The sequence below is a fragment of the Intrasporangium zincisolvens genome, assembly GCF_034724055.1.
Taxonomy (GTDB): Bacteria; Actinomycetota; Actinomycetes; order Actinomycetales; family Dermatophilaceae; genus Monashia; species Monashia zincisolvens.
On sequence record NZ_JAWIIL010000007.1, the window covers coordinates 52,538 to 77,329 of the forward strand.

The following is a 24,792-nucleotide window of genomic DNA, read 5'->3' on the forward strand; positions in this document are numbered from 1 at the left end:
ACGGGCGTGTCGGTCAGCGCGTCGTGCGCTCGGCCGGCACCGGGTCACCCGTCGCCGCAGTCGACGCCGTGGCGGGCGTCGGCGCGGGCGCGGGAACCGTCGCGCGCGGGGTGCTGGCGGCGCCGACGCGTCGGACGCGTCGGGCGCGTCGGGTGAGCGGCGCACCGGCGAGGGCGACGCCGACGGCCACGACGAGCCACCACCACGACTGGTGGGCGGGTGCGAGCGCGTCGACGAAGATGCCGCGGGACTCGCCGGCGAGGCCGCGGAGGGCGCTGGGCAGCCCGGTGCCGGTGTGCAGGCTGCCGGCGAGGTGCTCGAAGGCCGAGAAGGCGGCCTGCGCAACGGCGACGACGACCGTGACGGCCACCCACGCCCAGAGGCGTCGTGCCGGCGCTGCACCGACGCGGGCGAGCCCGATGCCGACGACGAGGCCCACGGTGGCCGCGGAGGTCCACTGCACGACCGAGCCGGCATCGTCCGGGCCCAGGCCCACGACGACCAGACGCGTCGTCCACGCCCCGGCGGCCACGGCGACCGGGGCGCTCGCGAGGGCTGCCGCGCCCGGGCGCGCGTACGCCAGGCACCACCCGAGCACGAGACCGAGGAGGCCGCCCGCGACCGCGACGGCGACCACCCCGATGAGCACGCGGTCGTCGCGGTCGAAGTCGCTGCCGAGCTGTCGGGTGGCGCCGGCCGACTGGGCGACGGTGTAGGCCATCGCCGCGAGCGCGCCCACAGCAGAGGCGAACCCGGCGAGGACCGGGCGTCGGGCGTCGCGGCTCGTCCACCGCACGGTGATCCCGGCAGCAGCACCGCCGACGAGCGTCAGCGCCACCAGCAGCGGCAGGAAGACGGCACGGAAGGGCAGCAGCGTGATGTACCCCCCGCTCGCCTCGCCCGTGACGGCGTCGGCGACCCAGTACCGGGGCGAGGAGGAACCCAGGCCGTCGACGATCCACGGCAAGGCGCCCACCACCCACCAGGCGGCCGCCGCGAGGGGCAGGACCGGCCAGACGAGCGTGCGGGCGTACCGGAGTCGTGCCTCTGGGCTGAAGCGGCGGTCGGCGGTGTCCACCGGGAGATCCGATCACGGCGACCGCGGTCGCGCCAATCGGTCGTCGAGGGTTGCGGGGACGTCAGCGGGCCGGTCAGCCCCTCTCCGGCCGCCACAGCTGGACCGAGGCCACCGGCTCGAAACCCGCTGACAGGAAAGCCCGGAGGGCCCGGGCGTTGCCCGGCGCGCACGTCGCGACGACGACCTCGTCCTGCGCCACGAGCGTCAGGCTGTCGCGCACGACGTCGGTGCCTGAGCGCGACTGCTCGGGGTCGGTCTCGACGCCGACCTCGTGGAGGCCACCGAGACCGCGGGAAAGCGTCACGAGGGTCTTGTCGCGGGCCTCCGGGTAGCCGAAGGTGCGGACGCTGCTGCGCACGATCGTCGCGTGCTCGGCCCGCGGGTGGTTGCGCAGGTCGCTGCGGGGTACGAGCGCGGGGTCGCCGCCACGGCCGCGCGCGACGAGGACCACGTCGAGAGAGTCGATCCAGCCGCCGGAGGCGAGCGCCGAGACGACGCGCGGGTTGCTCGCGCCGCCGAAGCCGTCGGCCCCCAGCGCGGCGACGTCGTCGTCGTGGACGTCCGCGCCGATGGCGAGCACGGCATGACCGGTGAACGCGATGACACCCTCGATGCCGTCGCGCCACGGCTCGACGCGGCGCCAGGCGCCGTCGACGTCGGGGAAGTCGCCCGTGGCGGCGCTGGACAGGGCGGTGGCGATCGGGTGCACGAGCCCCATGAAACCCCCGGACGCCGCGCGGCGCGCGTCGTCGTCCACGACGTGGCCATCCGCGCCCACGACGCCACGGCACGGGCGCACCGAAGCCGCGACCGCGCCGGGTAGGGTCGGGTCATGTCCCGACCGCACGCGGCCGCCATCCTCGAGGACACCGTCCACGAGCAGATCGAGCGCGTGCTGCGCGGCCGTGGCTGGGGCAACCGCGTGATCACGCACGTCGGCTACGGATCATCGTCGTTCGTGCGTGTGTACGCCCGAATCCTGCTGGGGCGCAAGGGCCGTGAGCAGACCGAGGGTCCCGAGGCGCGTCAGGACGCGACCGGCGCGCTCAGCCCGGCCCACTACGACCGCGGGTGGCGGGCCTTCATCACGTCGCCGGCCACCGGCGTCCCGGTCAAGGTCACGGCCGGCGACCGAGAGGTGTACGGCCGCTCCGACCGCGGCGGCCACGTCGACATCGTCGCCCGCGACCACGGCCTCGCACCGGGCTGGCAGCAGGTGATCGTCGAGGTCCAGGGCACCGACCCGGTCGCGGCCGACGTCTTCATCGTCGCCGACGGCGTCACCCACGGGATCGTCAGCGACATCGACGACACCGTCATCACGACGATGCTGCCGCGCCCGATGATCGCGGCCTTCAACACGTTCGTGCGCCGGGGCAAGGCCCGCCACGCGGTGTCGGGCATGGCGCCGATGTACCGGCGCATCCTGGCGGCGCACCCCGGAGCGCCCATCGTCTACGTGTCGACGGGTGCGTGGAACGTCTCCGCGACGCTCAACCGCTTCCTCGTCGACAACGGGTTCCCGCTCGGGCCGCTCATGCTCACCGACTGGGGCCCCACCAACACCGGCTGGTTCCGCAGCGGCCAGGACCACAAGCGCACCTGCCTGCACCGGCTCGCCCGCGACTTCCCCGACATCACGTGGCTGCTCGTCGGTGACGACGGCCAGCACGACCCCGCGCTCTACACGGAGTTCGCCGAGGCGCGCCCGGACCGGGTCGACGCCATCTGCATCCGGCAGCTGACGCCGGCCGAGCAGGTGCTGTCCAACCCGATCAAGCTCGACCCGCCGCTGCGGCCGTGGGCGGCCCGCACCGTGCAGACGTTCTCGGCGCCCGACGGGCACGGCCTGCTGCGCCTGCTCGAGGAGCACGGACGCGTCGGCGAGCCGGTGGCGCCCGACGAGCAGCCGTCGCGTCCCGGGCCGCGGCGTCCCCACCGGGTGACAGACTGACGCCATGCCCGAGCTGCCCGAGGTGCAGGCGCTCGTCGACTTCCTCGCCGAGCGCACGGACGGCCTTGCCGTCACGAAGCTCGAGCTCGCCTCGTTCAGCGTCCTCAAGACGTTCGACCCGCCGCCGCAGGCGCTCGAGGGCGCGCCGGTCGACGGCGTCCACCGGCACGGCAAGTTCCTCGACCTCGACGTCGACGGCACGCACCTCGTGTTCCACCTCGCGCGGGCGGGCTGGCTGCGGTGGTCCGACCACCTGCCCGACACCGTCCTGCGCCCCGGCAAGTCGCCGATCGCGCTGCGGGTGCGCCTCTCCGACGGTTCGGGCTTCGACCTGACCGAGGCCGGCACGAAGAAGTCCCTCGCCGCCTACATCGTCCGCGACCCCTCGGAGGTGCCGGGCGTCGCGCGCCTCGGCCCCGACCCGCTCGCCGACGACTTCACCCGCGAGCGGTTCGGGCAGATCCTCGACGGCCGCCGCACCCAGATCAAGGGCCTGCTGCGCGACCAGGAGGTCATCGCCGGCGTCGGCAACGCCTACTCCGACGAGGTCCTGCACGTCGCGAAGATCAGCCCGTTCGCCATCGCCGGGTCGCTGTCCCCCGAGGTCGTCGACCGGCTCTACGCCGCGCTCCGCGACACGCTGACCGCGGCGGTCACCACGGCGTCGGGCAAGCCGGCCAAGGAGCTCAAGGACGCCAAGCGCGCCGGCATGCGCGTGCACGCCCGCACCGGCGAGGCGTGCCCCGAGTGCGGCGACGTCGTGCGCGAGGTCTCCTTCGCCGACACCTCGCTGCAGTACTGCGCCACGTGCCAGACGGGCGGCAAGCCGCTCGCCGACCGGCGGATGTCCCGGCTGCTCAAGTGACCCGCTGACCCGGTGACACCGAGCCCGTCCTCGACCGGGTCGAGGCAGGATTCGAAGGCCGGGTTCGTCCGGAGTGCAACGTTTCGGCCGACGTGGTTGTCTCCACCGTCATGAAGCCGATCCGTCGCGCCCCCTCCACCACCCTCGTGCCCGTCGCTGCCGCCACCCTCGCCACCCTCGCCGCCCTCGCCCTCGGCGCCTGCGGCAGCGCGGCCTCCCCGGGCGCCGGCTCCTCCGGCGGCTCGACCGTCGTCGGCGGGACGATGCCCGCCGCCTCCGGCAGCGGCTCCGGCGGGTCGGGCGGCGTGAGCGAGGCGACCGGCACGTCGGGCGACGTGCGCCTCGTCGCGACCGTGGCTCCCGGCTCGCCGGCCACGGGTGGCGGCATCAAGGCCGAGCCGGGCGTCGTCGTCGAGTACACGCTGTCGAACACCGGCTCGGCGCCCCTCGCCGCCGTCGACGTCGTCCCCACCGCCCTCGGCTCGGCGAGCCTGCCGGCCGACGCCGACCGCCAGCACGCGTGGGTGTACGCCCACGAGGGCACGGTCCGGGTCAGCAAGCAGGGCTTCGCCACGGCGCCGAACGTGCGCTTCGCCGCGGCACCGACGATCGGGGCCCGCACCCTGCCCGCGGGCGGCACCCTCACCGGACGCGCCTTCGTGCCGACGCCGCTCGCACGGGCCGTCCCCGGCGCCGACTTCACCGCCCCGAGCGACCCCCTGCCGGCCGCGGCCGGTTCCTTCTCCTTCTGCGTGCAGGTCGGCCCGGCCGGCAGCCCGATGCGGCGGTCCGCGGCGGTGCAGGGCGTCCTCGAGACCCCGGTCGCGGCGCCTGCGGGGGACACGCTCGTGTGCACCGACGCCCTGGCACTGCCGGAGTCCTGACGCGTCAGGGCGCCGCGGTCAGCGCCCCGCGAGCATCGCGAGACCGTTGACGGTGCCGAAGAGCAGGAACGCGAACGGGATCGCGACGATCGCGGCGACCGACCAGCGCCGGGCCGACCGCGACGCCTTGCGCGCTTGTTCGAACCGTCCGGCGGCCCAGTGCGGCGACACCTGCAGCGACCGGGCCAGCGCCACGAGCCCGAACGGCACCGCGAAGAACACCAGGGCCAGCAGGGCCAGGCCGAGGTACGTCGGCGGCTGGCCGGGCGCGAGGTGCGGGGCGGGTCGACCGGCCCCGTAGGTCCAGCCGGTGCTGTGGCTGCGTCCGCCCAGCGGCGTGACGGTGATGCTGAAGGAGGCCTGGGGAGGGCTCGGCGGCGGCAGGTGGGGCAGGGCGGGCGGAGGCGGGAGCGGCGGTGGCGTGGTCGCCGTAGGTGGTGTCTCCGGAGCGTCCGGGGTCCTTGGGGTGTCAGGGGTCTCCGGCCCGGAGGTGTCCGGCGGGTCGAGGTGGGGCAGCCAGGCCGACCACTCGTCGGACGTCGGATCGGGGTTCGGGTCGCGCGACGCGTCGTGCCTCGGGTCCGGTGCTGACGCGTCGACCATGGTGCTGCTCCCGAAAGGTCAGATGATCCTGGCGTCGCCGTCGGCGATGACCGTCTTGCCGGCGCGCTCCCACTCGAGCATGCCGCCCTCGACGTTGGCGACGTCGTAGCCCTGCATGACGAGCCACTGCACGGCGCGGGCCGACCGCCCGCCCATGCGGCACACGATGCCCACGGTGCCGTCGGACTCGGGCAGCTCGCCGAGGCGTGCGGGCAGCTCACCGAGCGGGATGTGGACGGCGTTCGGGGCGTGGCCGGCCTCCCACTCGGCGGGCTCGCGCACGTCGACCATGAGGGCGTCGTCGGGCAGCTCGGAGACGGTCGTCGTCGGGATGCTCATGCCTTCATCGTGACACGGCGGAGCGGCCGGACGGCCACGTGGCAGCAGGTCAGGGGACGCGGGCCGCGAGAGTGTTGAGGACGGCGGCCGCCTCCGCCGCGTCGTCGACCGTGACGACGACGGGTGGTTCGCCGACGCGCTCGACGACGAGCGCCTCGCCGCCACGGGTGACGAACCCGCGCCGGCCGTCGCGGCCGATGCGCCAGCCCCACCCGCCGAACTCGCGCAGCGGGGAGACGGTGGTGACGTCCGCCCGGGCCACGCGCCGCAGCGGCACGCGGCCCCACGTGACGAAGAGGCTCGTGATGCGCAGCCCGTCGGCGTCCACGACGACCCGGGCCGAGCACGTGACGACGAGGAGGACGACGAGGGCGGCGAGGAGCAGGAGCACCCACGGCTGACCGACGACCGCGATGACGAGCAGCGGCAGCAGGGCGACGACGACGACGAGCACGACTCCACGGCCGGGCAGGGCGGCGTGGCCGGTCCAGGCCAGGCGCGTCGAGTCGGGCACGTCGAGCCGCGGGGCGTCGGCGGGCACCGGCCGCCGGGCGGCGTCGAGCGGTGGGGGCACGACGCGTCCCCACCACCACAGCGCGAGCCCGACCGCGACGGCGCCCACGAGCGTCGGCACCACCCACGGCGTCGGGAAGGCCTGGGGCGGCACGCCGGGGCGCTGGGACGTGAGCCCGCCGAAGCCGAGGCCGAAGAGGAGGACCGCGAGGGCGCCCGCGAGCCCGGCGAGGGGGCCGCGGCCGCTGCGGTGCACGGCAGCGCCGAGCCCGACGAGCAGCAGCGGCAGCAGGGCCGTCATCGCGGCGGCGGTGACGGCGGCGCCCGCGACCGACGCGTACCGGTCCGGGTGGCCGTCGAGGCCCCAGTGCACGGCGATGCTCGCGGGCAGCTCGTCGCGCACCGACAGCGTCAGCGCGACGCCGACGAGCGCGAGGACCGGGCCGACGAGGGCGCTCGCGACGAGCGCGGCGGTGGGGCGCCGGTCCCGGTGGCCGGGCTCAGGGGCGGTGGTCATGTCAGTACTCGCTCTCGATGAGTCGGGCCAGGTCGGTGGGGGTCGCCCCGACGCGTCGCGCCTCGGCGACGAGCTCGGTGACGAGGGTGCGGAGGCGGGCCTCGGGGGCGGGGTCGGTGGCGCTGACGACGGCGCCGCGGCCGCGTCGGAGGTCGATGAGCCCCTCGTCCCGCAGGGACTGGTACGCACGCAGCACGGTGTGGAGGTTGACGTCGAGCAGGCCGGCGACCTCCTTGGCCGACGGCAGCCGGTCGCCGCGGTCGAGCCGGCCGGCCGCCATCTCGCGACGGACGCACGCGGCCACCTGGACGTGGAGCGGCGTGCTCGAGGTCGGGTCCACCTGCCACAACATAGTTCTATTATGACTAGAACTAGCCGCGATGTGCAACGCACTAGGGTGAGGCGGGTGAAGATCCTGTCGATCCAGTCCCACGTCGCGTACGGCCACGCCGGCAACTCGGCCGCGGTCTTCCCGCTCCAGCGCCTCGGCCACGACGTCTACCCCGTGCTCACGGTGACCTTCTCCAACCACACCGGCTACGGCGCGACGCGTGGCCCGCTCATCCCCCCCGCCGACGTCGCCGAGGTCATCACCGGCGTCGAGGAGCGGGGCGCCTTCCCGTCGATCGACGCGGTGCTGTCGGGCTACCAGGGCGCCGAGTCGGTCGGCGAGGTGGTCCTCGACGCCGTCGCCCGCGTCAAGGCCGCCAACCCCGCGGCGATCTACTGCTGCGACCCCGTCATGGGTGACGTCGGTCGCGGCTTCTTCGTCCGCGAGGGCATCCCCGAGTACATGCGCGACCACGTCGTGCCGCAGGCCGACATCGTGACGCCCAACCAGTTCGAGCTCGAGTTCCTGTCCGGTCGCACGGTGCAGACGCAGGACGACCTCCTCGCCGCGGCGGACCGGCTGCGCGACTCGGGCCCGGACGTCGTCCTCGTCACGAGCGCGCTCACCTCCGACACCCCCGAGGGCTCGATCCAGATGGCCTGCGTCACCGGCGAGGGCGCCTGGACCGTCACGACGCCGATGCTGCCGATGACGGTCCGCGGGGGCGGCGACGTCACGGCCGCCGTGTTCCTCGCCCACCACCTCACCGACGGCCCCGAGGTCGCGCTGCGACGCACCGCGGCCACGATGTACGCCGTCCTCGAGCGCACCCATGCCGAGGGCTCGGAGGAGATGCTCCTCGTTGCCGAGCAGGACGCCATCGCCCATCCCGACGAGAAATTCGAGATCACCCGGGTTCGGTGACCCATTCCGGCGCCGGAGGCCGTATAGTCACAGGCGCGCCGTTCCGCATGACCACCCCTGACCGTGCGGAACGGCGCCTTTTTGTCCCTGTTTTCAATGGAATTCGCCTCTAACGACGGGTGATTGCCCGCAGGCCGTGCATCGGTCGGCCGACACGCTCTCGCCCCGTATGCGGATGTCTCCGGTCTTCCGTAGAGACGCGTATAGCCTCCGATCGTGGACCCGATCACGAACCCGTACGCACCGGGCGCGGGCCAGCGTCCGCCCGAGCTCGCCGGACGCGACGAGCAGCTGCGCACCTTCGACGTCGTCCTCGAGCGCATCGCCCGCGGACGCTCCGAGCGGTCGATCGTGCTGACCGGGCTGCGCGGCGTCGGCAAGACCGTGCTGCTCAACGCCCTCCGCTCCTCGGCGGTGCGTGCCGACTGGGGCACCGGCAAGTTCGAGGCGCGCCCCGACCAGCGGCTGCGCCGGCCCCTCGCGGCCGCGGCCCACCAGGCGGTGCGCGAGCTGGCGCACCCGCGCGGCGAGGACGTCGACCAGGTGCTCGGCACCGTCAAGGCCTTCGCCCTGCGCGACAACCCGACCGGCGCGAAGCTGCGCGACCGGTGGCAGCCGGGCATCGATGTGCCCACCGTGTCGGGGCGGGCCGACAGCGGGGACATCGAGATCGACCTTGTCGAGCTGTTCACCGACATCGGCGGGCTCGCCGCCGACGTCGGCAAGGGCATCGCCTTCTTCATCGACGAGATGCAGGACCTCGACCCCGACGACGTCTCGGCGCTGTGCGCGGCGTGCCACGAGATCTCGCAGTCGGGCCTGCCGGTCATCGTCGTGGGCGCCGGCCTGCCGCACCTGCCGGCCGTGCTGTCGGCGTCGAAGTCGTACTCGGAGCGGCTGTTCCGCTACTCGCGGATCGACCGCCTGCCCCGTGAGGCCGCCGACCACGCGCTCGTCGGGCCGGCAGCCGAGGAGGGCTGCGCCTTCACGCCCGAGGCCCTCGACGAGATGTACGCCGTGACCGCCGGCTACCCGTACTTCATCCAGGCCTACGGCAAGGTCGTGTGGGACGTCTCGCCCACCTCGCCCGTCACGGCCCAGGACATCCGGGTCGCCGTGCCGGAGGCCGAGAGCGAGCTGGCCGTCGGGTTCTTCGGCTCGCGCTTCGAGCGTGCGACCCCCGCTGAGCGCGAGTACCTGCGGGCGATGGCCGACGCCGCGCTGACGGATCCCGCTGCGCCGCAGGAGGACCCGCACCCGGAGGAGCGCGATGCGGTGCCGACCTCCGCTGTGGCCGAGGTGCTCGGCCGCAAGCCGCAGTCCCTGTCGCCGGCGCGGGACTCGCTCATCAAGAAGGGACTCATCTACTCGGGCGAGCGGGGCCTCATCGCCTTCACCGTCCCGCACTTCGGCCGGTACCTGCGCACCCAGGCCTGAGCCCGCATCCGAGGGGCTGGAGCGACCCGGGAGGATCGAGCGGGTCGCGCACGCTGGGCAGCGCCTGCCACTGTGGCGGGATCAGGGTCCGGGGTCGGGGCTCCTTCTCGACGAGGCCGGCCACCTCCAGCACGGGCGCCCGGTGGATCGACCAGGTCCTGCCCTGGTCGAGGCTGACGACGAGCTGGAACCGGTCCCCGGCGACGGCCTGGTAGTACGCGACCTCGCAGTCGGGCCCGCCCTCGGCCATCATCGCCGCGACGTCGTCGTCCGGGATGTCGGCGGTGGCGAAGGACCCGTCGCGCTGCTGGATGACGAGTCGCAGGTTGCCGCCGGTCCCGGCCAGGGCCCAGAGGCCGCATCCCGCAGGTGTCGGGGTCGACCAGCGGCTGTCCGGGACGTCGGGGCGGGCGAGGCGGTCGATCGTCCTCGCGGCCGTGTCCAGCGTGCACACCCCCACCCGGTCGGGGCACTCGATGCCGGGGACGCCGAAGGCGTGCGTGACGGCGCGGTCCCGGAACGTCAGCTCCGCCGGCCGGTCCATCGTCGCCGAGAAGAGAGCGGGCCCGGGGCTGCGGTGCGCCCAGTACCAGACCCCGTCCTCCACCTCCCGGAACAGCCCGTCGTCACCGAGGTCCGGCTGCTCGCTGGAGCCGGTCGCCGCCCCGAGCGCGGTGAGGCGGTGACCGTCGTCGTCGGTGACGGCGATGGCCTCGCGTCCGAGGCAGTCATGGTCCGCGGTCGGGGACGCGCACCGCTTCCACACCCTCAGGACGCGGGGCGGGTACGAGTGGGAGGACAGCTGCCTGACGACGAACGCGTCGGGGTGCCCGACGATCTCGTCGGCGGTCCACTCCGGCAGCAGCCCCGGCAGCGCCTGCGCCGACCGGTGCTCTCCACCGAGCCACCCCAGGCCCGCGACCAGGAGCGACACGGCGAGCAGCGCCGCGACCGCGGCCCCGGATGCACGCAGGACGCCGCGGCGCCGACCGCGACGCCGAGCCGCGATCATGAGCTCGAACGGCGGCGGGTCGAGGAACCGCTCGGTGTCGCGGGCCAGGGCGGCCAGGTCAGACACGGGCCGCCTCCTCGAAGGCGCTGAGGTGGGGGGCCATCTCGGTGTGCGCCCTGGCCAGCCGCGCCATGACCGTGCCCTCGGGAATGCCGAGCTCGCGGGCGATCTCGGCGACGTCCCGGCCGTCGAGGTGCCGCAGGACGACGGCGACGCGCACCGGCAGGCTGAGCCGGCTCAAGGCATAGACGACGGCGGCGTGCTCCTCGGGGACGCCAGGCCCCAGGTCGATGCTCGGCTCGGACCGGAACCGCGGCCGGCCACGCCCGACGAGACGGGCCCGGAACCAGCGGTGGCGCAGCTGGGTCAGCGCGACCGCGCGGAGCCAGGCCTCCTTGTCGGTGGCCTCGGCGAGGTCGTCCCGGTGGGTGACTGCGACGAGGAAGGCCTGCTGCACGACGTCCTCGGCCTCGGAGCGACTGCCCGACAGCGCCGTGCAGTGCGCGACGAGACGCCGGTAGGACCGTTCGTACACCGTGCGGACCAGGTCATCGTCAGCCATGTCGCCCCCTGTGGATCCAGCGACGTCCTTCGACGCTACGACCCCCCGCCTCGAGGCCACATCCGTGGATCCACCGGGATTCCCTGCCGTGCCGGAGACCCCGTCAGCCCGGGGTCCGCACGCCCGGCCCGGCCGGTGCGAGCGGCTGCTGGCCGATGAGGCCGAGCCGGTGCGAGCGGAGACCGGCGTACTCGGCGAACGTCCGTTCGCGCGGGTGCCGGCGGCGCAGGTAGAGGTAGTGGGCCACGATGATCGGCCCGAGCATGACCATGATGGCGGCCGACCGCGGCACGAGGCCGAGGAGCAGCAGCGGGTCGTAGACGAGGGGAACGAGGGCCCACGTGAGGCCGAAGGCGACGTGGGCGTGCCTGCGGCCGTAGGCCTTGTCGACCACGGCGACCCACAGGGCCGCTACGAGCATGTCGCCGAGCCCTGCCCCGGCGAGGCCGTCGCCGACACCCCACGTGAGGATCGGTGCGAACGGCAGGTCCTTGACCCGCAGGAAGAACTCGTACGTGACGGGCGAGAGCCACGTCGCGCAGAGGTCGTAGACCGCGATGAAGGCCGCCATGGCTGCCACCGCCCGCGCCCGGATGCCGCCCTGGACCCAGGTGTTCGACGCGCCGACGACCATGAGGCCGATGGCGATCCCGTTGACGACGTTGAACGCCACGGACGGTGCGTGTCCCGACACGACGAGCCCCACGTCGGTGGCCGCGACGGCAAGGCTTGTCCAGCGCCCCGCTGCACCGAGCCAGGGCGACAGCGTCATCCACATCAGGCCCGTGCCGAAGACGACGAACAGGGCGCCGACCACCCAGGCCGGCAGCCACTGGTAGACGACGGGCATGACGATGACGACCCCGGCGAGGAACACGAGATCGCTGGTGTTGAACACCCCGACCGGCGGCCGGTCCATGCGCACCCGGCGCAGGTAGGCGAGCGCCGCCGCGATGACGACGCCCGACAGCAGGACGACGATCGTGATGTTGACCAGGTCGATCACTTGAGCCTCCACCCTCCGGTGGCCGCGTCGTGCGCGACGGTGGTGTCCTTGAGCAGGGCGCGGACGAACTGTCGGTTCGGCACGGAGGACGCGGACTCGTGCAGCACCACCCCGGCGACCGGCAGCGATCGTGCGGCCGCCACCCGTTCGAGGTCGAGCGCGAGACCGTCCGAGACCGGGCCCACCACGTGCACCTCGACGCCGTCGCCGGTCGGGACGAGCCCGTACTGCGTGGGCAGCGGCAGGCGGGTGTCGGCGTGCAGCAGGTCGAGCAGGTCGCGCTGGAGCAGTCGGCGCCCCGCAGCCTCGGCGTCCCGGCCGGCCAGCCTGCTCGTGGCGGGGATGCCGGCCATCTCGCACGTCAGCTGCGACCCGTCGAGACGCCGGGCGATGTCCCCGGTGACGTAGCGCAGCACGAGGGTCGTCTCGCGGAACGGCGGGAAGGGGGTCATGACGAGGCTGCCCCACTGACCCGGCGCGACCGGCGCACCGGTCGCCGGGTCGACGACCTCGACGAGCCCGGCGTCGGCGGAGAAGTGCAGGTGCTCCTGGCTGCACGTCGTGCCGCTCATCGGAAAGGTCTCGGTGAGCGAGTAGACGTCGCTGACCGGGGCCCCGAAGACCGCGACGGCCCGGGCGCGCAGGTGGTCGGTGAGGACCTCGCCCCCCGACAGGACGAGCTCGAGGCCGAAGTCCTCTGGCCCGTGGCCCGCGCGCTCCGCAGCGTCCACGAGCGCCCCCAGCTGGCTCGCGGTCGTCGTCAGGACGCTGGCCCGGGGCTTCTGTCGGCCCACGCCGGTCCGCGCCATGAGGCCGACGAGGGTGTCGTGCGGGTCCATCACGCCGACGTAGCGCGCACCGGCGCCGATGAGGTGGAACGTGTCGATGGTGAGGTGGACGGCGAGCGTCGACCGCGCCGGCACCGCGACGTGCACGACGTCCTCCTCGGAGATGCCGTACGCCGTCATCATGCTGATCGCGGCGAACGCGGCGGCGAGGCGCATCTCGTAGACGGAGAACCAGCACGACGTGGGACGCCCCGTCGTGCCGGTCGTCGTGGACAGCAGCTGCGGCCGGCTGCGCTCGGAGACGAACGGCGTGCAGTCCGCCCGGAGCAGGTCCTTGCTCGTCAGGGGGATCGCCGCGAGGTCGTCGAGCCGGACCGTGGCCGGGTCGAGGTCGAGGCGCGCGAAGAGGTCGCGGTAGTACGGAGTCCGGGCCGCGGCGCGCACCGCTCGGCGCCAGCCGCGCTCGTCGAAGGCTCTGCGGGCATCGGGGTCGACCGGTCGACCGAGCGCCTCCTGCAGTCCCCGCTGGTCGATGGCGCCGAACTCGCGGACGCTCGCGCCCAGGTGGCGCACGATGGCCTCGGCGTCCGAGACCCTGATGCGGCTGCCCGTCGCCACGCACCAGGCGAGGCGCAGCTGCCGAAGTCCGGCATCCAGCACGGCCGTCTCCTTCACTCGTCCGTCAGGTGGTCGGAGGCAGGCCCGGGGGGGGGGGCCCCCCCCCCCGGGGCCCCCCCNCGGCCGTCTCCTTCACTCGTCCGTCAGGTGGTCGGAGGCAGGCCCGGCGGACGGCGCCCCCTGCCGGGGCGCCGTCCGCCGGGCCGATCAGCTCACGTGCTGATGCACTGGAACATCGTGGCGGCGAACGAGCTGAAGACGTGCTTCAGCTGCTTGGCGGTGGTGATCATCTCTGGCCTCCTTCCGGGGGGAGTGCGGATCGGGCACAGCGGACGCTAGGGCGGGTCGATACACGCGACCGCACAGAGAGCGCACATCCCGCCGACCGCGCCGTGCTCGACCCTCGGTCCAGCGCAGGCCCCTCCGGGGTGCGCCGGGGCCCCGGCTGTGGGAGGGTCCGAGCGCGACGGGTCCGGCCGGTGGGACCCGGAGAGGACGGCCATGACAGGGGTGCGCTTTCGGTTGCTCGGCACGGTCGAGCTGGAGGTCGACGGCGTCGCCGTCCGCCCGGGCGGACCGAAGCAGCGAGGGCTGCTCGCCACGCTCCTGCTCAACGCGAACCACCGCGTACCGATCCAGCGCGTCATCGAGGCGCTGTGGACCGACCCGCCCGCGTCGGCCCGGGCCAACGTGCGGACGTACGCAGCGGCGCTGCGTCGTCACGTCGGCGAGCGCCTCGTGGCCCGCGACGGCGGCTACACCCTGGCGGTCGGTCCGGGTGAGCTCGACCTCGACGCCTTCCGGGCGCTCGTGCGCTCCGCCGAGGCGAACGCCGACCGTCTCGACTCGGCCGCGGCGCGCGACGACCTCGACGCGGCGCTCGCGCTCTGGCACGAGGAGGCGCTCACCGACCACGCGTCCGACCTGCCCGTCGACCGACAGCTGCGCGCGATCGGCGACGAGCGGCTGCCGGCCGTGGAGGCCCACCTCGAGGCCCGCTTCGCGCTCGGCGAGCTGACGACCCTGCTGCCGGACCTGCGCGCCTTCGTCGCGGAGCACCCGACCCGTGAGCGCATGTCGGCGTTGCTCATGCGCGTGCTCTACCGGGCGGGCGACGTCGCAGCGGCGCTCGCGGCCTACCGCGGTGCCGTCCAGGCGCAGGCCGACGAGCTGGGCCTCGAGCCCAGCCCGGAGCTGCGCGAGCTGCACCGACAGATGCTGACGCGTGACCCGGGGTTGCGCCCTGACCAGCCGGCCGTCTCCGTGTCCCCGGCGCCGGCCGTGTCGCTGTCGCCGGTGCCGGCTCAGCTGCCCCGGCGCGACCGCCACTTCACCGGCCGGGTCGCGGAGCTCGCGCTGCTCGACGGCATGCTCGACGGGCGCGAGCCCAGCCCTGTCGCCCTCGTCGTCGGCCCGCCCGGCGCAGGGAAGACGGCGCTCGCCGTCGAGTGGGCCCACAGCGTGCGCGATCTCTTCCCCGACGGTCAGGTGCACCTCGACCTGCACGGCTACGCGGAGGGCGGCCCGATGGCTCCGCTCGCCGCCGTGACCGAGGTGCTCGTCGCCTTCGGCACGGGACCCGGCGCGGTCCCCAAGGACCTCGACCGGGCCGCCGCCAGCCTGCGGTCGCTGCTCGACGGCAAGCGCTGCCTCATCGTGCTCGACGACGCGCGCGACGCCCGACAGGTGCTCCCCGTGCTGCCCGCGTCGCGGGGGACCGTGGTCGTGGTCACCGGTCGCGGCCGGCTCACCGGGGTGGTCGCCGATGCTGCCACGCAGGTGGTCGACCTGGGGCCACTGGCCGACACCGACTCGATGGAGCTGCTCACCCGGCTCGTCGGTCCCCGCATCGCGGATGACAGCACGGCGGCGGACAGCATCCGCCGCAGCTGCTCGGGCCTGCCGCTCGCGCTGCGCCTCGTCGCGGCGAACCTCATGGTCAACGCCACCGACAGCCTGGCCGAGCACGCCGAGCGGCTGCGACGCCAACCGTGGCTGGAGCTGTCCACCGACGACGGGGACCAGCCGGTCGCGACGGCGTTCACCCAGTCCTACGACGGGCTGGACGAGGCGTGCCGCACCCTCTTCGCCCATCTCGGCGCCCTGCCGTGCCGCACGTTCACCCACGCGTCGGCCGCGGCGCTCGTCCTGGACCATCCGGCCGTGACCGACGTCGAGCGGGCGCTCGTCGACCTCACCAACGCGCACCTCGTCGTGACGCTCGGCCGCGGCCGCTTCACCCTCCACGACCTGCTGCGCGTCTTCGCCGAGGACCTCGGTCGTCGTCTGGGAGCCGACGCAGCCGTGGCCGCGGCGCACCGCGTCGCCGACTGGTACGTCGCCACCACCCGCCTCGCCATGGGAGCGCACACCCCGGGCGAGCGTGACGTGCTGCTGCCGGTCGGGCCGCGTGCCCTCGACGTCGTCGAGCGGGTGGGGGCGCCGGAGTTCCCGTCGCGCTCGGAGGCCCTCGGGTGGCTCGAGGCGGAACGCGGCAACCTCCTCTCCCTCGTGCACCGGCCCGTGACGGGCGGTGACGAAGCCGTCTCGGTGCTGCTCTCCGACCACCTCTACCGCTACCTCGACCAGGCGGGGCACTGGCACGACGCGGCAGCGGTGCACGCCGCCGCTGCGTCCGCCGCCGTGGCGGACCCCCAGCGGCTCTCCGCGCTCGGCCGCCTCGGCATCGCGCAGCTGCGGCTCGGCGAGACCGACGCGGCCGTGCGGACGGCGACCGAGGTCGCCGAGCTGTCCGAACGGTCGGGCGACCGTGTGCGGCTCGGCCGCGCGCTCGCGAACCTCGGGACGAGCCGGTACTACGCGCGTGACCTCGAGGGGGCGCTGGAGGCGGCGCAGCGCGGGCTGCGGGTGCAGGAGGAGTGTGGGGACGCCTACGGCCTGGCGGCGACGAACAACACGCTCGCGCAGATCCTGCTCCAGCTGGACCGACATGCGGAGTCGGTCGAGCGGGCCGAGGCGGCCCTCGGGCACGCGCGCGCCCACGGCAACCGCGCGAGCGAGTGCGCAGCCCTCGGCAACCTGGGGGTGGCCCTGCTGCGCTCCGGTGCGACCGACCGCGCCCGCCCCGCCCTGGAGGACACCCTCGCTCTCGCCCACGACCTCGAGTCCTCGGTCCACGTCGTCGAAGCGCTGCTCGACCTGTCCGAGCTCGAGACGGTGACCGGTGCACCCGCCGAGGGGTTGCGCCATGCCGACGCCGCGGCCGCGCTGGCCCGCGAGATCGCCGACGTCCGCGCGGCGACGCGGGCCGACCTGCGTGCCGGCCAGGCGCTGGTCGCCCTGGACGACCTCGACCGCGCGGTCGAGCGGCTCGAAGACGCGTGCCTGCGCGCCGAGACGGTCGAGGACCAGGACGCCGACCGGGCGCGGCGGCTGCTCGACGCGGTCCGCGCGCGACCGGTGGCACCCAGTCTCACCGGGTGAACGGGGAGTGCTCCCCGGTTCTCCCCGCGCCGACCGGCCCGGTGCTGCCCTAGCGTGATCGCGCTACGACCGCGGGCGTGACCGCGCACGCGGAGCCAGGGGCCACGGCCCCGAGACCACAGGGGATCACATGAAGAAGACCATCGCGGCGACCGCGCTCGCGGCCGCCCTCGCCGCAGCGCTCGTCACGCCGGCTCCGGCCGCGCAGGCGGCCACCGCCCGCAACGGCGTCTGCGAGAGCGGCGAGTTCTGCCTGTACTACAACTCCGGCAACGGCGGCTCCCTCGTCGACCTCGCAAACAGCCAGTCCGACTACGGCACCGGCGCCGGCTGCATCACGTTCGTGTCGGCCGGCAACGGCCAGGGCCAGTGCGTCAAGAACAACGCCGCGTCGGTCTGGAACCGCGAGGCCTCCGTCGCGACGGTGTTCTACCGCAGCGGCTTCTCCGGCGCCATCGACTCCATCGACCCCGGCGTCAAGGCCGACCTGCGCTCGGAGCTGAAGAACGAGGATGCCGGTCACCTCGTCGGTGACACCGCCAACGACTCGTTCGAGTACGGCGTCTACCACTCGTCGTCGGCCCGGGTCACGGCCTGGTTCGACGGCTACCTCAACACCGCCGGGCGCCACGAGGGCATCGACGTGGCCGACGCGGCGGGCGCGGACGTCTTCGCCGTGCTCGGCGGGACGGTGACCCGCGTGACCGAGGGCAGCGACGCGACCGACGCCTTGTCGACGCTCGCCGTGTACAACGCGACGTACGACAAGACGGTCATCTACCTGCACCTGAACCCGCTGGGCTTCACTGTGGGACAGTCGATCTCCAAGGGCCAGAAGATCGGCGACGAGGCCGCCCGCGGTGCGACCGGCTCGCACACCCACGTCGAGATGCGACCGGGTCGCCAGACCGCGGCGACGTTCAGCAGCGACACGACGCTGGTCAACCCGGTGCCGACCCAGTTCTGGATGGACCGCGGCTACAACGCGTGCTGCCAGTGACCCACTGACGCGCTGAACCGCGTGTCGGGGCGTCCGGGCGCATGTCGCCCGGGCGCCTCAGGCGCGTGCGTGCACCGACAGCTGGACGCCGCCCGGCAGCGGGGTCGTCGACACGTGCCGGAAGCCGCGTGGTGCGCTGTCGGCGAGGCGCGTCGGCGCGGTGCCCCACGGCAGCCCGGTGACGCCCGGATGGCCCGAACGGGTACGTACCGAGTCGTCAGCAGACCAACCGTCCGCCCCGGGAGGCGCAGTGCCGGCCTATCGCCTCGAGTCCGTCGCGCCCGCGCTGACCGCGCGCATCGGTGCCGCGACCGCCGGAGGCGCCCGTCGGTTCGCCTTCGCGGTGGCGCGGCTCGCGTGCGGCGTGGCCGGCGTCCACGACCGCAGCGCCCTCGACGTCGCACGGGGAGGGCTGGCCGCCGGGCCCGGCATGGACGAGCTCGTCCGGCTCTGGGAGCTCGAACGCCGACTCGACGCCGCCTGCGACCAGGGCCTGGACCCCGACGCCGCCTACCCCGACCCGGCGACGCTGCGGCTGCACGGCGAGTGCGCCGAGGCCAAGGCGGTGGCGTCGGTCATCGCCGCGCTCAAGCCCGACGCGTACGACGCGGCCCGCGAGTCCGCATACGAGGCGTGGGCCGCCGGGTGTGAGCCGACCGCGCTCGACGCCCTCGCCGATCACCTCGGGGCCGCCGACGCCGACGCCGACGCAAGCCACTGAGACCGCCCGCGGTCCGTCGGCGCGCTCAGTGGCCGGCCGAACCGACCCCGACGAGCTCGAGCGTCGCGTCGATGGAGGGGAGCAGCACCTCGACGCCGCCGGCGAGCGAGAACGTCAGCCACGCCGCGGCGAGGAAGAGTGCCGGCCCGACGACGAACCGCTCGGTGGCGTGGTCGGTGCTGAGCGAGGCGAAGTTGTAGCGGTGCCGGTGGAACGGCCAGAACAGGGGGCACCCCTGCACCGTGGCCATGTCGCCGACGAGGTGCGTCAGGGCGCCGACCGCGACCGCCCATGGCACGACATCGACGGGGAAGGAGTCCATGAGGGTGCCCCGGGCCAGGAGGGCGCCGACGGCGAGGCACACGAGCGTGTGGCCGACCGTCGCGCGGATCATGCTGAGCCGCAGGGCGGCCGACGCGATGGCGAAGAGGAACGCGAGGAAGATGCCGAGCGCGAGGCCACCGACGTGGGTCAGGAACGTGGCGAGCCCGGTGAAGAACGCCACCCCGAGGAGCGAGTGCGTGCCGTTGCGGTGACCGCCCGAGATGGCCCCGACGCCACGCGCGAGCAGGGCCGTGACCGGCCCGACCGAGCGGGCGATCGTCGCGTGGTGGTGGTCGAAGTCGGGCAGCATCGCGCCGCCGGCCCCGACGACGGCGGCGACGGGAACGGCCCAGCCGTCGACCGTGACACCGTGGTCGCGCAGCACCGGCACGAGGGCGAGAACCGCCACGGCGCCCGACGTGGCATGGGTTCTACCGAGCACGGCTGGCCGCCAGCCAGATTCGCGTAGGGCGATGGCAGCAGCCAACGGGGACAACGGTTCTCGCGGGCAGCATCACGCGCCAGAGCGTAGCCGCGTCCGCCGACAGCCCCTCCGGCTACCCCTCGGCGAGGTCGTCGCGCAGCACCCGCTTGAGCAGCTTGCCGCTCTGGTTGCGCGGCAGCTCGTCGACGAAGTGGACGCGCTTGGGCAGCTTGAAGCCGGCGAGCGAGGCGCGGGCGTGCTCGACGAGCTGCTCGGCCGTGACCGCGTGCCCGTCGCGGACGACGACGACCGCGGTGATCGCCTCGATCCAGCGCTCGTCCGGGGTCGCGATGACGGCCACCTCGGCCACGGCCGGGTGCGTGTAGAGCGCGTCCTCGACCTCGCGCGAGGCGACCATGACGCCGCCGGTGTTGATGACGTCCTTGATCCGGTCGACGACGGTCAGGTAGCCCGACGCGTCGCGACGCACGAGGTCGCCGGAGTGGAACCACCCGTCGCGGAACGCCTCCTCGGTGGCCTCGGGCTTGTCCCAGTAGCCGGTGCACAGCTGCGGGGAGCGGTAGAGCAGCTCGCCCGGCTCGTCGGCCTCGACGTCACGGCCCTCGGGGTCGACGACCCGCGCCTCGACGAACAGCACGGTGCGGCCCGCCGCGTCCGGGCGCTCGTCGTGCTCCTCCGGGCGCAGCACCGTGGCGAGCGGCCCGATCTCCGACTGGCCGAAGCAGTTCCAGAACCCGAGAGCGGGCAGCCGCTCCCGGAGCCGGTCGCGCACCGGTCCGGGCATGATCGACGCGCCGTAGTAGGCCTTGCGCAGCGACGACAGGTCGGCGGTCGCGAGGTCCGGGTGGTTCGACAGCGGCACCCAGACCGTCGGGGCGAGGAAGAGCGAGCCGGCGCCGTGGGCCGCCACCTGGCGCAGGACCTCGGCGACGTCCGGCCGCGGCAGCAGGTGGTTGGTCGCGCCGACCGCGAGGTAGGGCAGCAGGAAGACGTGCATCTGCGCCGAGTGGTAGAGCGGCATCGAGTGCAACGGGGCGTCGTCCTCGCGCAGGTCGAGCCCGACGATGCTCGACACGTACTCGTGGACGAGCGCGCGGTGGGTCATCATCGCGCCCTTGGGCAGCGAGGTCGTGCCCGAGGTGTAGAGGAGCTGGACGAGGTCGGTGTCGGCGCGCTCGACGTCGAGGACGGGCACGTCGCCGGCCCGCCAGGCCTCGAGGACGGCGTCGTCGGTGCCGTGCAGGACGAGCACCTGCTCGAGGGCCGTGTCGCCGCGGACGGCCTCGACGCCGTCGCGCAGGGCGGTGTCGACGAGCGCGACCCGCGCACCGGAGTCCTGCAGGAGGTAGCGCAGCTCGGACCCGGTGAGCGCGTAGTTGACGGGCACATGGACGAGGCCGGCGCGGGCACAGCCGAGGAAGGCGAGCAGGTAGGCGTCGGAGTTGACCCCGACGGTCGCGACCCGGTCACCCCGGGCGAGCCCGAGCGTCAGCAGGTGCGCCGCGGCCCGCGTGACCGCGGCGTCGAGCTCGGCGTACGTCCACGTGCGGTCGGCGAAGACGAGGGCGGTTCGGTCGGGGTGACGCGTCGCGCTGCGGCGCACGACGTCGTCGACGGTGCTCGAGGTGGTGACGCTCACGGGCGCTCCTTCGGCGAGGCGTTCTCGGTGGGCTCGGTGGGGTGGTCGCGGTGGCCGGACGCGTCGGCGCCGAAGGCGCGCAGCAGGCGGTCGGCGTCGGGTGTCGTCGACAGGCGGGCGATCGTCGCGGCCTCGTCGGCGAGGTGGTCGGCGTAGGCACGCTCGGGGGCGGCGCGGAGCAGCCGGGCCGCCTCGCCGACGGCGAGGGCCGGCTGGGCGACGATCCCGGCCACGACGGCGTCGACCGAGGCGTCGAGATCGTCTGCGGCACAGACCTGCCCGACCAGCCCCCACTCGAGTGCCGTCGGCGCGTCGATGCGCAGGCCGGTGAGCAGCAGTAGTGCGGCCCGACGTGGGCCGACGACGAGCGGCAGCAGCGCCGACACCCCGCAGTCGGGGGAGAGGCCGACGGCGGCGTAGGCGGCCAGGAACGTGGCCTGCTCCGAGGCCACGACGACGTCGGCGGCGAGCACGAGGCCGAGTCCCGCTCCCGCCGCCGGGCCGTGCACCGCCGCCACGACGGGCACGGGCAGCGACCGCAGGCCGGTCAGCGCCTCGTGCAGCAGCCCGGCGAGCTCGGCGACGAACGCCGACCGGTCGGGTGCGGCCGTCATCGCCCGCACGTCACCGCCGGCGCAGAAGAGGCGGCCGTTCGAGCGGAGCACGACGCACCGCAGCGCTCCGGGCCCGGCGGCGTGCGCGAGCTCGTCGAGGCGCGCCACCGCATCGCGCAGGGCGAGCGCGGTCGGCAGGTCGAGGGCGTTGCCGGCGTCGGGGCGCACGAGGCGCACCGTCGCCACACCGTCGACCACGTCCACCACCGGCAACGACGTCGTCACGTCGCCATCCTGCCTGCCGCGCCGCGGCCGGTGCGGCGATCGGCCGCTGCGTCTCGCCCACCGGTCGCCCGTAGGGTGGGCGCATGACGGGCCGGGCACGACGCTGCAGCGACCGGGCGCCGTGGGGTCCCGCCGCGTGAGACCTGCCCTCGACCTCGCCGTCGCACTCCTCGCCCTCGCCATGGCCGGCGCGTGGTGGCGCCGCGACCCGCGCCGCTGGCGCATCGGCGTCGCGCTCACGGTCGTCGTGTGGCTCGCCGCCGCGGCCGTCCTCGACGGCCTCGACGCCCTCCTCGACGGGACGCGGTGGGGCGATGCCGTCGTGCTCACCCTGCCGTGGGCGCTGGCCCTCGTCGCCGGCGTCGTCCTCGTCGTCAACGGCGTGCGGATGGTCCGCCGCGAGGGCCGCACGCTGGGCAACCTCCTCTCCTTCGTCCTCGGGGCGGTGATGACCGCGGCGACGGTGCTCGGCGTCGCGCTCTTCTGGTTCGGCTCGGGCTTCGGCGTCGGGTCCACCCCGCTCGCCGTGCTCGGCGTCGTCGTCCTGCTCCTGCCCGGCTACCCGGCGCTCGTCATGCTCAGCTATCTCCTCTACTGCGTCGCCTACCTGCGCCGCCGGCCCCGCGCCGCGCCGGCGGCCGTCGTCGTGCTCGGCTCCGGGCTCGTGGACGGGCAGATCCCCCGCCTGCTCGCAAACCGGCTCGACGCGGCGCTGTCCGTGCTGCACGCCGAGCAGGCCCGGGGCCGCTGCCCCGTGCTCGTCCCCTCCGGAGGCCAGGGCGAGGACGAGCCGATGTCCGAGGGCGCCGCGATGACGACCTACCTCGCAGACCGGGGCGTCGACCCGGCCGACATCCTCATCGAGGACCAGGCCACGACGACCGAGGAGAACCTCGTCCTGTCTCTGCGCCTGCTGGCCGAGCGCGGCGTCCACGGCCCGGTGCGCGTCGTGACCTCGAACTACCACGCCGGCCGCGCCGCGCTGCTGACGCGTCGGCTCTGCATCGACGCCGACCTGACCCCGGCGCGCACCGCCTGGTACTTCCTGCCGAGCGCCTTCCTGCGCGAGGTCGTCGCCGGCGTGACCTACCACCCGTGGGTCAACGCGGCTGGCCTCGCGCTGTGGGCGGCGTTCACGGGCGTCGTCGCCCTGGCCGTCGTCCTGGGCTGACCCGGAGCGTCGCGGCCCCGTCGTGACCCCGCGTGGCCCTCGCCACGGCGTCCGGCGTGCCGGGAATGTTCCGGAGGCGCCGCGTCGTTGGCCACGACCGTACCGATCGTCGAAATGTCAACGAACGAGGAGCTGTCCACATGTCGCGTGCCTTCGAGAGCATCCGGGTCGGAGCCTTCGACCTGCCCCAGCGGTTCGTCATGGCGCCGCTGACGCGCAACCGCGCGGGTGCCGGCGGCGTGCCCACCGACCTCAACGTCGAGTACTACCGCCAGCGCGCGTCCGCCGGACTCATCGTCACCGAGGGCACCCAGCCCTCCGCCGTCGGCCAGGGCTACCTCGACACCCCCGGCATCCACAGTGACGAGCAGGTGAGCGGCTGGCGCCGCGTCGCCGACGCCGTCCACGAGGAGGGCGGACGTGTCGTCGTCCAGCTCATGCACGCCGGCCGGATCGCCCACCCGGACAACAAGGCCGGCCTCGAGTCCGTCGCCCCGAGCGCCATCGCCGCGCCCGGGCAGATGGTGACGGCGAACGGCCAGGAGCCGCACCCGGTGCCCCGCGCCCTCGGGACCGACGAGGTGCCCGGCATCGTCGCCGACTTCGTGCACGCCGCCCGCCAGGCCCGCGCGGCCGGCCTCGACGGCGTCGAGATCCACGCCGCCAACGGCTACCTGCTGCACCAGTTCCTCGCACCGTCGAGCAACACCCGCACCGACGCGTACGGCGGCTCCCCCGAGAACCGCGCCCGTCTCGTCGTCGAGGTGACCCGCGCGGTCGCCGAGGCCATCGGCGCCGACCGCGTCGGCATCCGCATCTCGCCGGCGCACAACATCCAGGGCGTCCTCGAGGAGGACCCGGCCGACGTCGCCGCCACCTACGGGTACCTCGTCGACGCCATCGCGCCCCTCGGCCTGGCCTACCTCAGCGTGCTGGCCGACCCGGCCTCCGACCTCGTCCGCGACCTGCGTCAGCGCTTCGGCGGCCCGGTCGTCGTCAACACCGGCTTCAGCGCCGTCACCGACCTCGAGGAGGTCGAGGACGTGCTCGCGCGCGACGACGCCGACCTCGTCGCCGTCGGCCGCCCCTTCCTGGCCAACCCCGACCTCGCCCGACGCTGGCGCGAGGGCCTGCCGCTCAACGAGCCGAACCCGCAGACGTTCTACGGCGGCGGCGCCGAGGGCTACACCGACTACCCGTACGCCGCGGCCTGAGGTTTCGGGGGCGTCAGGTCAGCAGGGCGTGGATGCCGATGGCGCCGAACACGACGACGAGCAGCACGACGGTGACCCCGCCGAACCACAACGCCCCGAGCTGTTCGCCGTTCATCTGCTCCTTCCACCCCAGGTCGGTCGCGGCGCGCCGGATCAAGGAACGGCCCTCGCCGGCGCGGAAGGTGTAGTCGACGACCTTGCCGACCTTGCCGGTGCGCGCGTCGACGCCGAGCTCGACGCGGCGCTGGTAGCTGAGGACGCGACCGCGGGAGACCTTCTTCGCGGCCGACAGGTGCACGCCACCGGGACCGGCGCCCCCGCCGTAGGACACCTCGTTGTCGACATCGGTGATGCCGTAGCGCCCGGGCTTCTTGACGTGGACCTCGTGGGTGAAGACCCGCTCGAGGCCGTGCGCCGCGGTCAGCGTGAGCCAGCGCGCGTCCGCGACGTCGACCGTGAGGTCGAAGCCGTACGGCTTCTCGACGACCGTGTACGGCGTGCCCTCGGCGTCCGCGCGGACACGCTCCATCAGCTCGTGTGCAGAATCCATCGATATCCCCTGTG

Annotated in this window: 24 protein-coding genes; 10 read left to right on the top strand and 14 right to left on the bottom strand. The window is 74.2% G+C overall.

What is annotated here, in order from left to right:
* Positions 1 to 13: 13 nt before the first annotated feature.
* Both RY076_RS17320 and RY076_RS17325 read right to left on the bottom strand, forming a co-directional pair.
* Complete coding sequence (locus tag RY076_RS17320; protein WP_323100282.1) at positions 14 to 1,078, bottom strand: hypothetical protein; 1,065 nt, start codon at positions 1,076 to 1,078, stop codon at positions 14 to 16.
* Between the two features lie 73 nt (positions 1,079 to 1,151).
* Complete coding sequence (locus tag RY076_RS17325) at positions 1,152 to 1,835, bottom strand: N-acetyltransferase (protein ID WP_323100283.1); 684 nt, start codon at positions 1,833 to 1,835, stop codon at positions 1,152 to 1,154.
* Positions 1,836 to 1,910: 75 nt separating this feature from the next.
* Between RY076_RS17325 and RY076_RS17330 the strand changes: the two genes are divergently transcribed.
* The 3 genes from RY076_RS17330 (at position 1,911) to RY076_RS17340 (ending at position 4,781) form a co-directional block, all read left to right on the top strand.
* On the top strand, positions 1,911 to 3,032 hold the full coding sequence (locus RY076_RS17330; protein WP_323100284.1) for an App1 family protein: 1,122 nt from the start codon (positions 1,911 to 1,913) through the stop codon (positions 3,030 to 3,032).
* Positions 3,033 to 3,036: 4 nt separating this feature from the next.
* Entirely contained in the window at positions 3,037 to 3,897 is an 861-nt protein-coding gene (locus RY076_RS17335; protein WP_323100285.1) for an Fpg/Nei family DNA glycosylase, read from the top strand.
* A gap of 92 nt (positions 3,898 to 3,989) precedes the next feature.
* The gene (locus RY076_RS17340; RefSeq protein ID WP_323100287.1) at positions 3,990 to 4,781 is read left to right on the top strand and encodes a hypothetical protein; all 792 of its coding nucleotides are present in this window, start codon (positions 3,990 to 3,992) and stop codon (positions 4,779 to 4,781) included.
* A gap of 18 nt (positions 4,782 to 4,799) precedes the next feature.
* On the opposite strand, the gene RY076_RS17345 is transcribed toward RY076_RS17340, so the two are convergent.
* From RY076_RS17345 to RY076_RS17360, 4 genes are read right to left on the bottom strand one after another with little or no spacing between them, the layout of a single operon-like run.
* Positions 4,800 to 5,384, bottom strand: coding sequence for a CD225/dispanin family protein (locus RY076_RS17345; protein WP_323100289.1), 585 nt, complete (start codon positions 5,382 to 5,384; stop codon positions 4,800 to 4,802).
* 18 nt (positions 5,385 to 5,402) lie between these two features.
* Complete coding sequence (locus RY076_RS17350) at positions 5,403 to 5,723, bottom strand: rhodanese-like domain-containing protein (protein WP_323100291.1); 321 nt, start codon at positions 5,721 to 5,723, stop codon at positions 5,403 to 5,405.
* Positions 5,724 to 5,772: 49 nt separating this feature from the next.
* Positions 5,773 to 6,753, bottom strand: coding sequence for a DUF1648 domain-containing protein (locus tag RY076_RS17355; protein WP_323100293.1), 981 nt, complete (start codon positions 6,751 to 6,753; stop codon positions 5,773 to 5,775).
* A gap of 1 nt (position 6,754) precedes the next feature.
* Complete coding sequence (locus RY076_RS17360; RefSeq protein WP_323100294.1) at positions 6,755 to 7,105, bottom strand: GntR family transcriptional regulator; 351 nt, start codon at positions 7,103 to 7,105, stop codon at positions 6,755 to 6,757.
* Between the two features lie 54 nt (positions 7,106 to 7,159).
* Between RY076_RS17360 and pdxY the strand changes: the two genes are divergently transcribed.
* Together pdxY and RY076_RS17370 are read left to right on the top strand one after the other, a co-directional pair.
* Complete coding sequence (pdxY, locus tag RY076_RS17365) at positions 7,160 to 8,008, top strand: pyridoxal kinase PdxY (protein ID WP_323100296.1); 849 nt, start codon at positions 7,160 to 7,162, stop codon at positions 8,006 to 8,008.
* A gap of 216 nt (positions 8,009 to 8,224) precedes the next feature.
* Positions 8,225 to 9,445, top strand: a complete 1,221-nt coding sequence (locus tag RY076_RS17370) for an ATP-binding protein (RefSeq protein WP_323100298.1) — start codon at positions 8,225 to 8,227, stop codon at positions 9,443 to 9,445.
* Here the strand turns inward: RY076_RS17370 and RY076_RS17375 are convergent.
* From RY076_RS17375 to RY076_RS17390, 4 genes are all read right to left on the bottom strand, one after another.
* Entirely contained in the window at positions 9,402 to 10,523 is a 1,122-nt protein-coding gene (locus tag RY076_RS17375; RefSeq protein WP_323100300.1) for a hypothetical protein, read from the bottom strand. The two genes, RY076_RS17370 and RY076_RS17375, sit on opposite strands and share 44 nt — an antisense overlap.
* Positions 10,516 to 11,019, bottom strand: coding sequence for an RNA polymerase sigma factor (locus tag RY076_RS17380; RefSeq protein WP_323100301.1), 504 nt, complete (start codon positions 11,017 to 11,019; stop codon positions 10,516 to 10,518). Before RY076_RS17380 ends, RY076_RS17375 begins: the two co-directional genes overlap by 8 nt.
* Positions 11,020 to 11,122: 103 nt before the next feature.
* Positions 11,123 to 12,025, bottom strand: a complete 903-nt coding sequence (locus RY076_RS17385; protein ID WP_323100302.1) for a hypothetical protein — start codon at positions 12,023 to 12,025, stop codon at positions 11,123 to 11,125.
* Positions 12,022 to 13,473 (bottom strand): phenylacetate--CoA ligase family protein, encoded by a 1,452-nt coding sequence (locus RY076_RS17390; RefSeq protein WP_323100304.1) that lies wholly within the window; start codon positions 13,471 to 13,473, stop codon positions 12,022 to 12,024. Before RY076_RS17390 ends, RY076_RS17385 begins: the two co-directional genes overlap by 4 nt.
* A 459-nt stretch (positions 13,474 to 13,932) precedes the next feature.
* On the opposite strand from RY076_RS17390, the gene RY076_RS17395 reads away from it, so the two are divergent.
* The 3 genes from RY076_RS17395 (at position 13,933) to RY076_RS17405 (ending at position 18,596) form a co-directional block, all read left to right on the top strand.
* A complete protein-coding gene (locus RY076_RS17395) occupies positions 13,933 to 16,875 on the top strand; it encodes an AfsR/SARP family transcriptional regulator (RefSeq protein ID WP_323100305.1) in 2,943 nt (980 codons plus the stop codon).
* Positions 16,876 to 17,005: 130 nt separating this feature from the next.
* Positions 17,006 to 17,875, top strand: a complete 870-nt coding sequence (locus RY076_RS17400) for a peptidase inhibitor family I36 protein (protein WP_323100307.1) — start codon at positions 17,006 to 17,008, stop codon at positions 17,873 to 17,875.
* 250 nt (positions 17,876 to 18,125) lie between these two features.
* A complete protein-coding gene (locus tag RY076_RS17405; protein ID WP_323100309.1) occupies positions 18,126 to 18,596 on the top strand; it encodes a hypothetical protein in 471 nt (156 codons plus the stop codon).
* A 25-nt stretch (positions 18,597 to 18,621) separates the two neighbouring features.
* On the opposite strand, the gene RY076_RS17410 is transcribed toward RY076_RS17405, so the two are convergent.
* The 3 genes from RY076_RS17410 to RY076_RS17420 form a co-directional block, all read right to left on the bottom strand.
* A complete protein-coding gene (locus RY076_RS17410) occupies positions 18,622 to 19,362 on the bottom strand; it encodes a metal-dependent hydrolase (RefSeq protein WP_323100311.1) in 741 nt (246 codons plus the stop codon).
* A 115-nt stretch (positions 19,363 to 19,477) separates the two neighbouring features.
* Positions 19,478 to 21,004, bottom strand: a complete 1,527-nt coding sequence (locus tag RY076_RS17415; protein WP_323100312.1) for an acyl-CoA synthetase — start codon at positions 21,002 to 21,004, stop codon at positions 19,478 to 19,480.
* Entirely contained in the window at positions 21,001 to 21,843 is an 843-nt protein-coding gene (locus tag RY076_RS17420; RefSeq protein ID WP_323100313.1) for an enoyl-CoA hydratase/isomerase family protein, read from the bottom strand. Before RY076_RS17420 ends, RY076_RS17415 begins: the two co-directional genes overlap by 4 nt.
* Before the next feature lie 136 nt (positions 21,844 to 21,979).
* Between RY076_RS17420 and RY076_RS17425 the strand changes: the two genes are divergently transcribed.
* A complete protein-coding gene (locus RY076_RS17425; protein WP_323100314.1) occupies positions 21,980 to 23,014 on the top strand; it encodes a YdcF family protein in 1,035 nt (344 codons plus the stop codon).
* A 140-nt stretch (positions 23,015 to 23,154) separates the two neighbouring features.
* Positions 23,155 to 24,228 carry an alkene reductase gene (locus RY076_RS17430; RefSeq protein ID WP_323100315.1) on the top strand — a complete coding sequence of 358 codons (1,074 nt, stop codon included), beginning with the start codon at positions 23,155 to 23,157 and terminating at the stop codon, positions 24,226 to 24,228.
* A 13-nt stretch (positions 24,229 to 24,241) separates the two neighbouring features.
* Here RY076_RS17430 and RY076_RS17435 read toward each other — a convergent pair whose 3' ends face one another.
* A complete protein-coding gene (locus RY076_RS17435) occupies positions 24,242 to 24,778 on the bottom strand; it encodes a hypothetical protein (protein ID WP_323100316.1) in 537 nt (178 codons plus the stop codon).
* Positions 24,779 to 24,792 lie beyond the last annotated feature (14 nt).

Bases quoted from the DNA above. Each gene is read 5' to 3' on its own strand.
- RY076_RS17330 (WP_323100284.1), top strand. From the start codon at position 1,911: ATGTCCCGACCGCACGCGGCCGCCATCCTCGAGGACACCGTCCACGAG.
- RY076_RS17345 (WP_323100289.1), bottom strand. From the start codon at position 5,384: ATGGTCGACGCGTCAGCACCGGACCCGAGGCACGACGCGTCGCGCGAC.
- RY076_RS17380 (WP_323100301.1), bottom strand. From the start codon at position 11,019: ATGGCTGACGATGACCTGGTCCGCACGGTGTACGAACGGTCCTACCGG.
- RY076_RS17395 (WP_323100305.1), top strand. From the start codon at position 13,933: ATGACAGGGGTGCGCTTTCGGTTGCTCGGCACGGTCGAGCTGGAGGTC.
- RY076_RS17400 (WP_323100307.1), top strand. From the start codon at position 17,006: ATGAAGAAGACCATCGCGGCGACCGCGCTCGCGGCCGCCCTCGCCGCA.
- RY076_RS17435 (WP_323100316.1), bottom strand. From the start codon at position 24,778: ATGGATTCTGCACACGAGCTGATGGAGCGTGTCCGCGCGGACGCCGAG.
- RY076_RS17430 (WP_323100315.1), top strand. From the start codon at position 23,155: ATGTCGCGTGCCTTCGAGAGCATCCGGGTCGGAGCCTTCGACCTGCCC.
- RY076_RS17360 (WP_323100294.1), bottom strand. From the start codon at position 7,105: ATGTTGTGGCAGGTGGACCCGACCTCGAGCACGCCGCTCCACGTCCAG.
- RY076_RS17355 (WP_323100293.1), bottom strand. From the start codon at position 6,753: ATGACCACCGCCCCTGAGCCCGGCCACCGGGACCGGCGCCCCACCGCC.
- RY076_RS17335 (WP_323100285.1), top strand. From the start codon at position 3,037: ATGCCCGAGCTGCCCGAGGTGCAGGCGCTCGTCGACTTCCTCGCCGAG.
- RY076_RS17350 (WP_323100291.1), bottom strand. From the start codon at position 5,723: ATGAGCATCCCGACGACGACCGTCTCCGAGCTGCCCGACGACGCCCTC.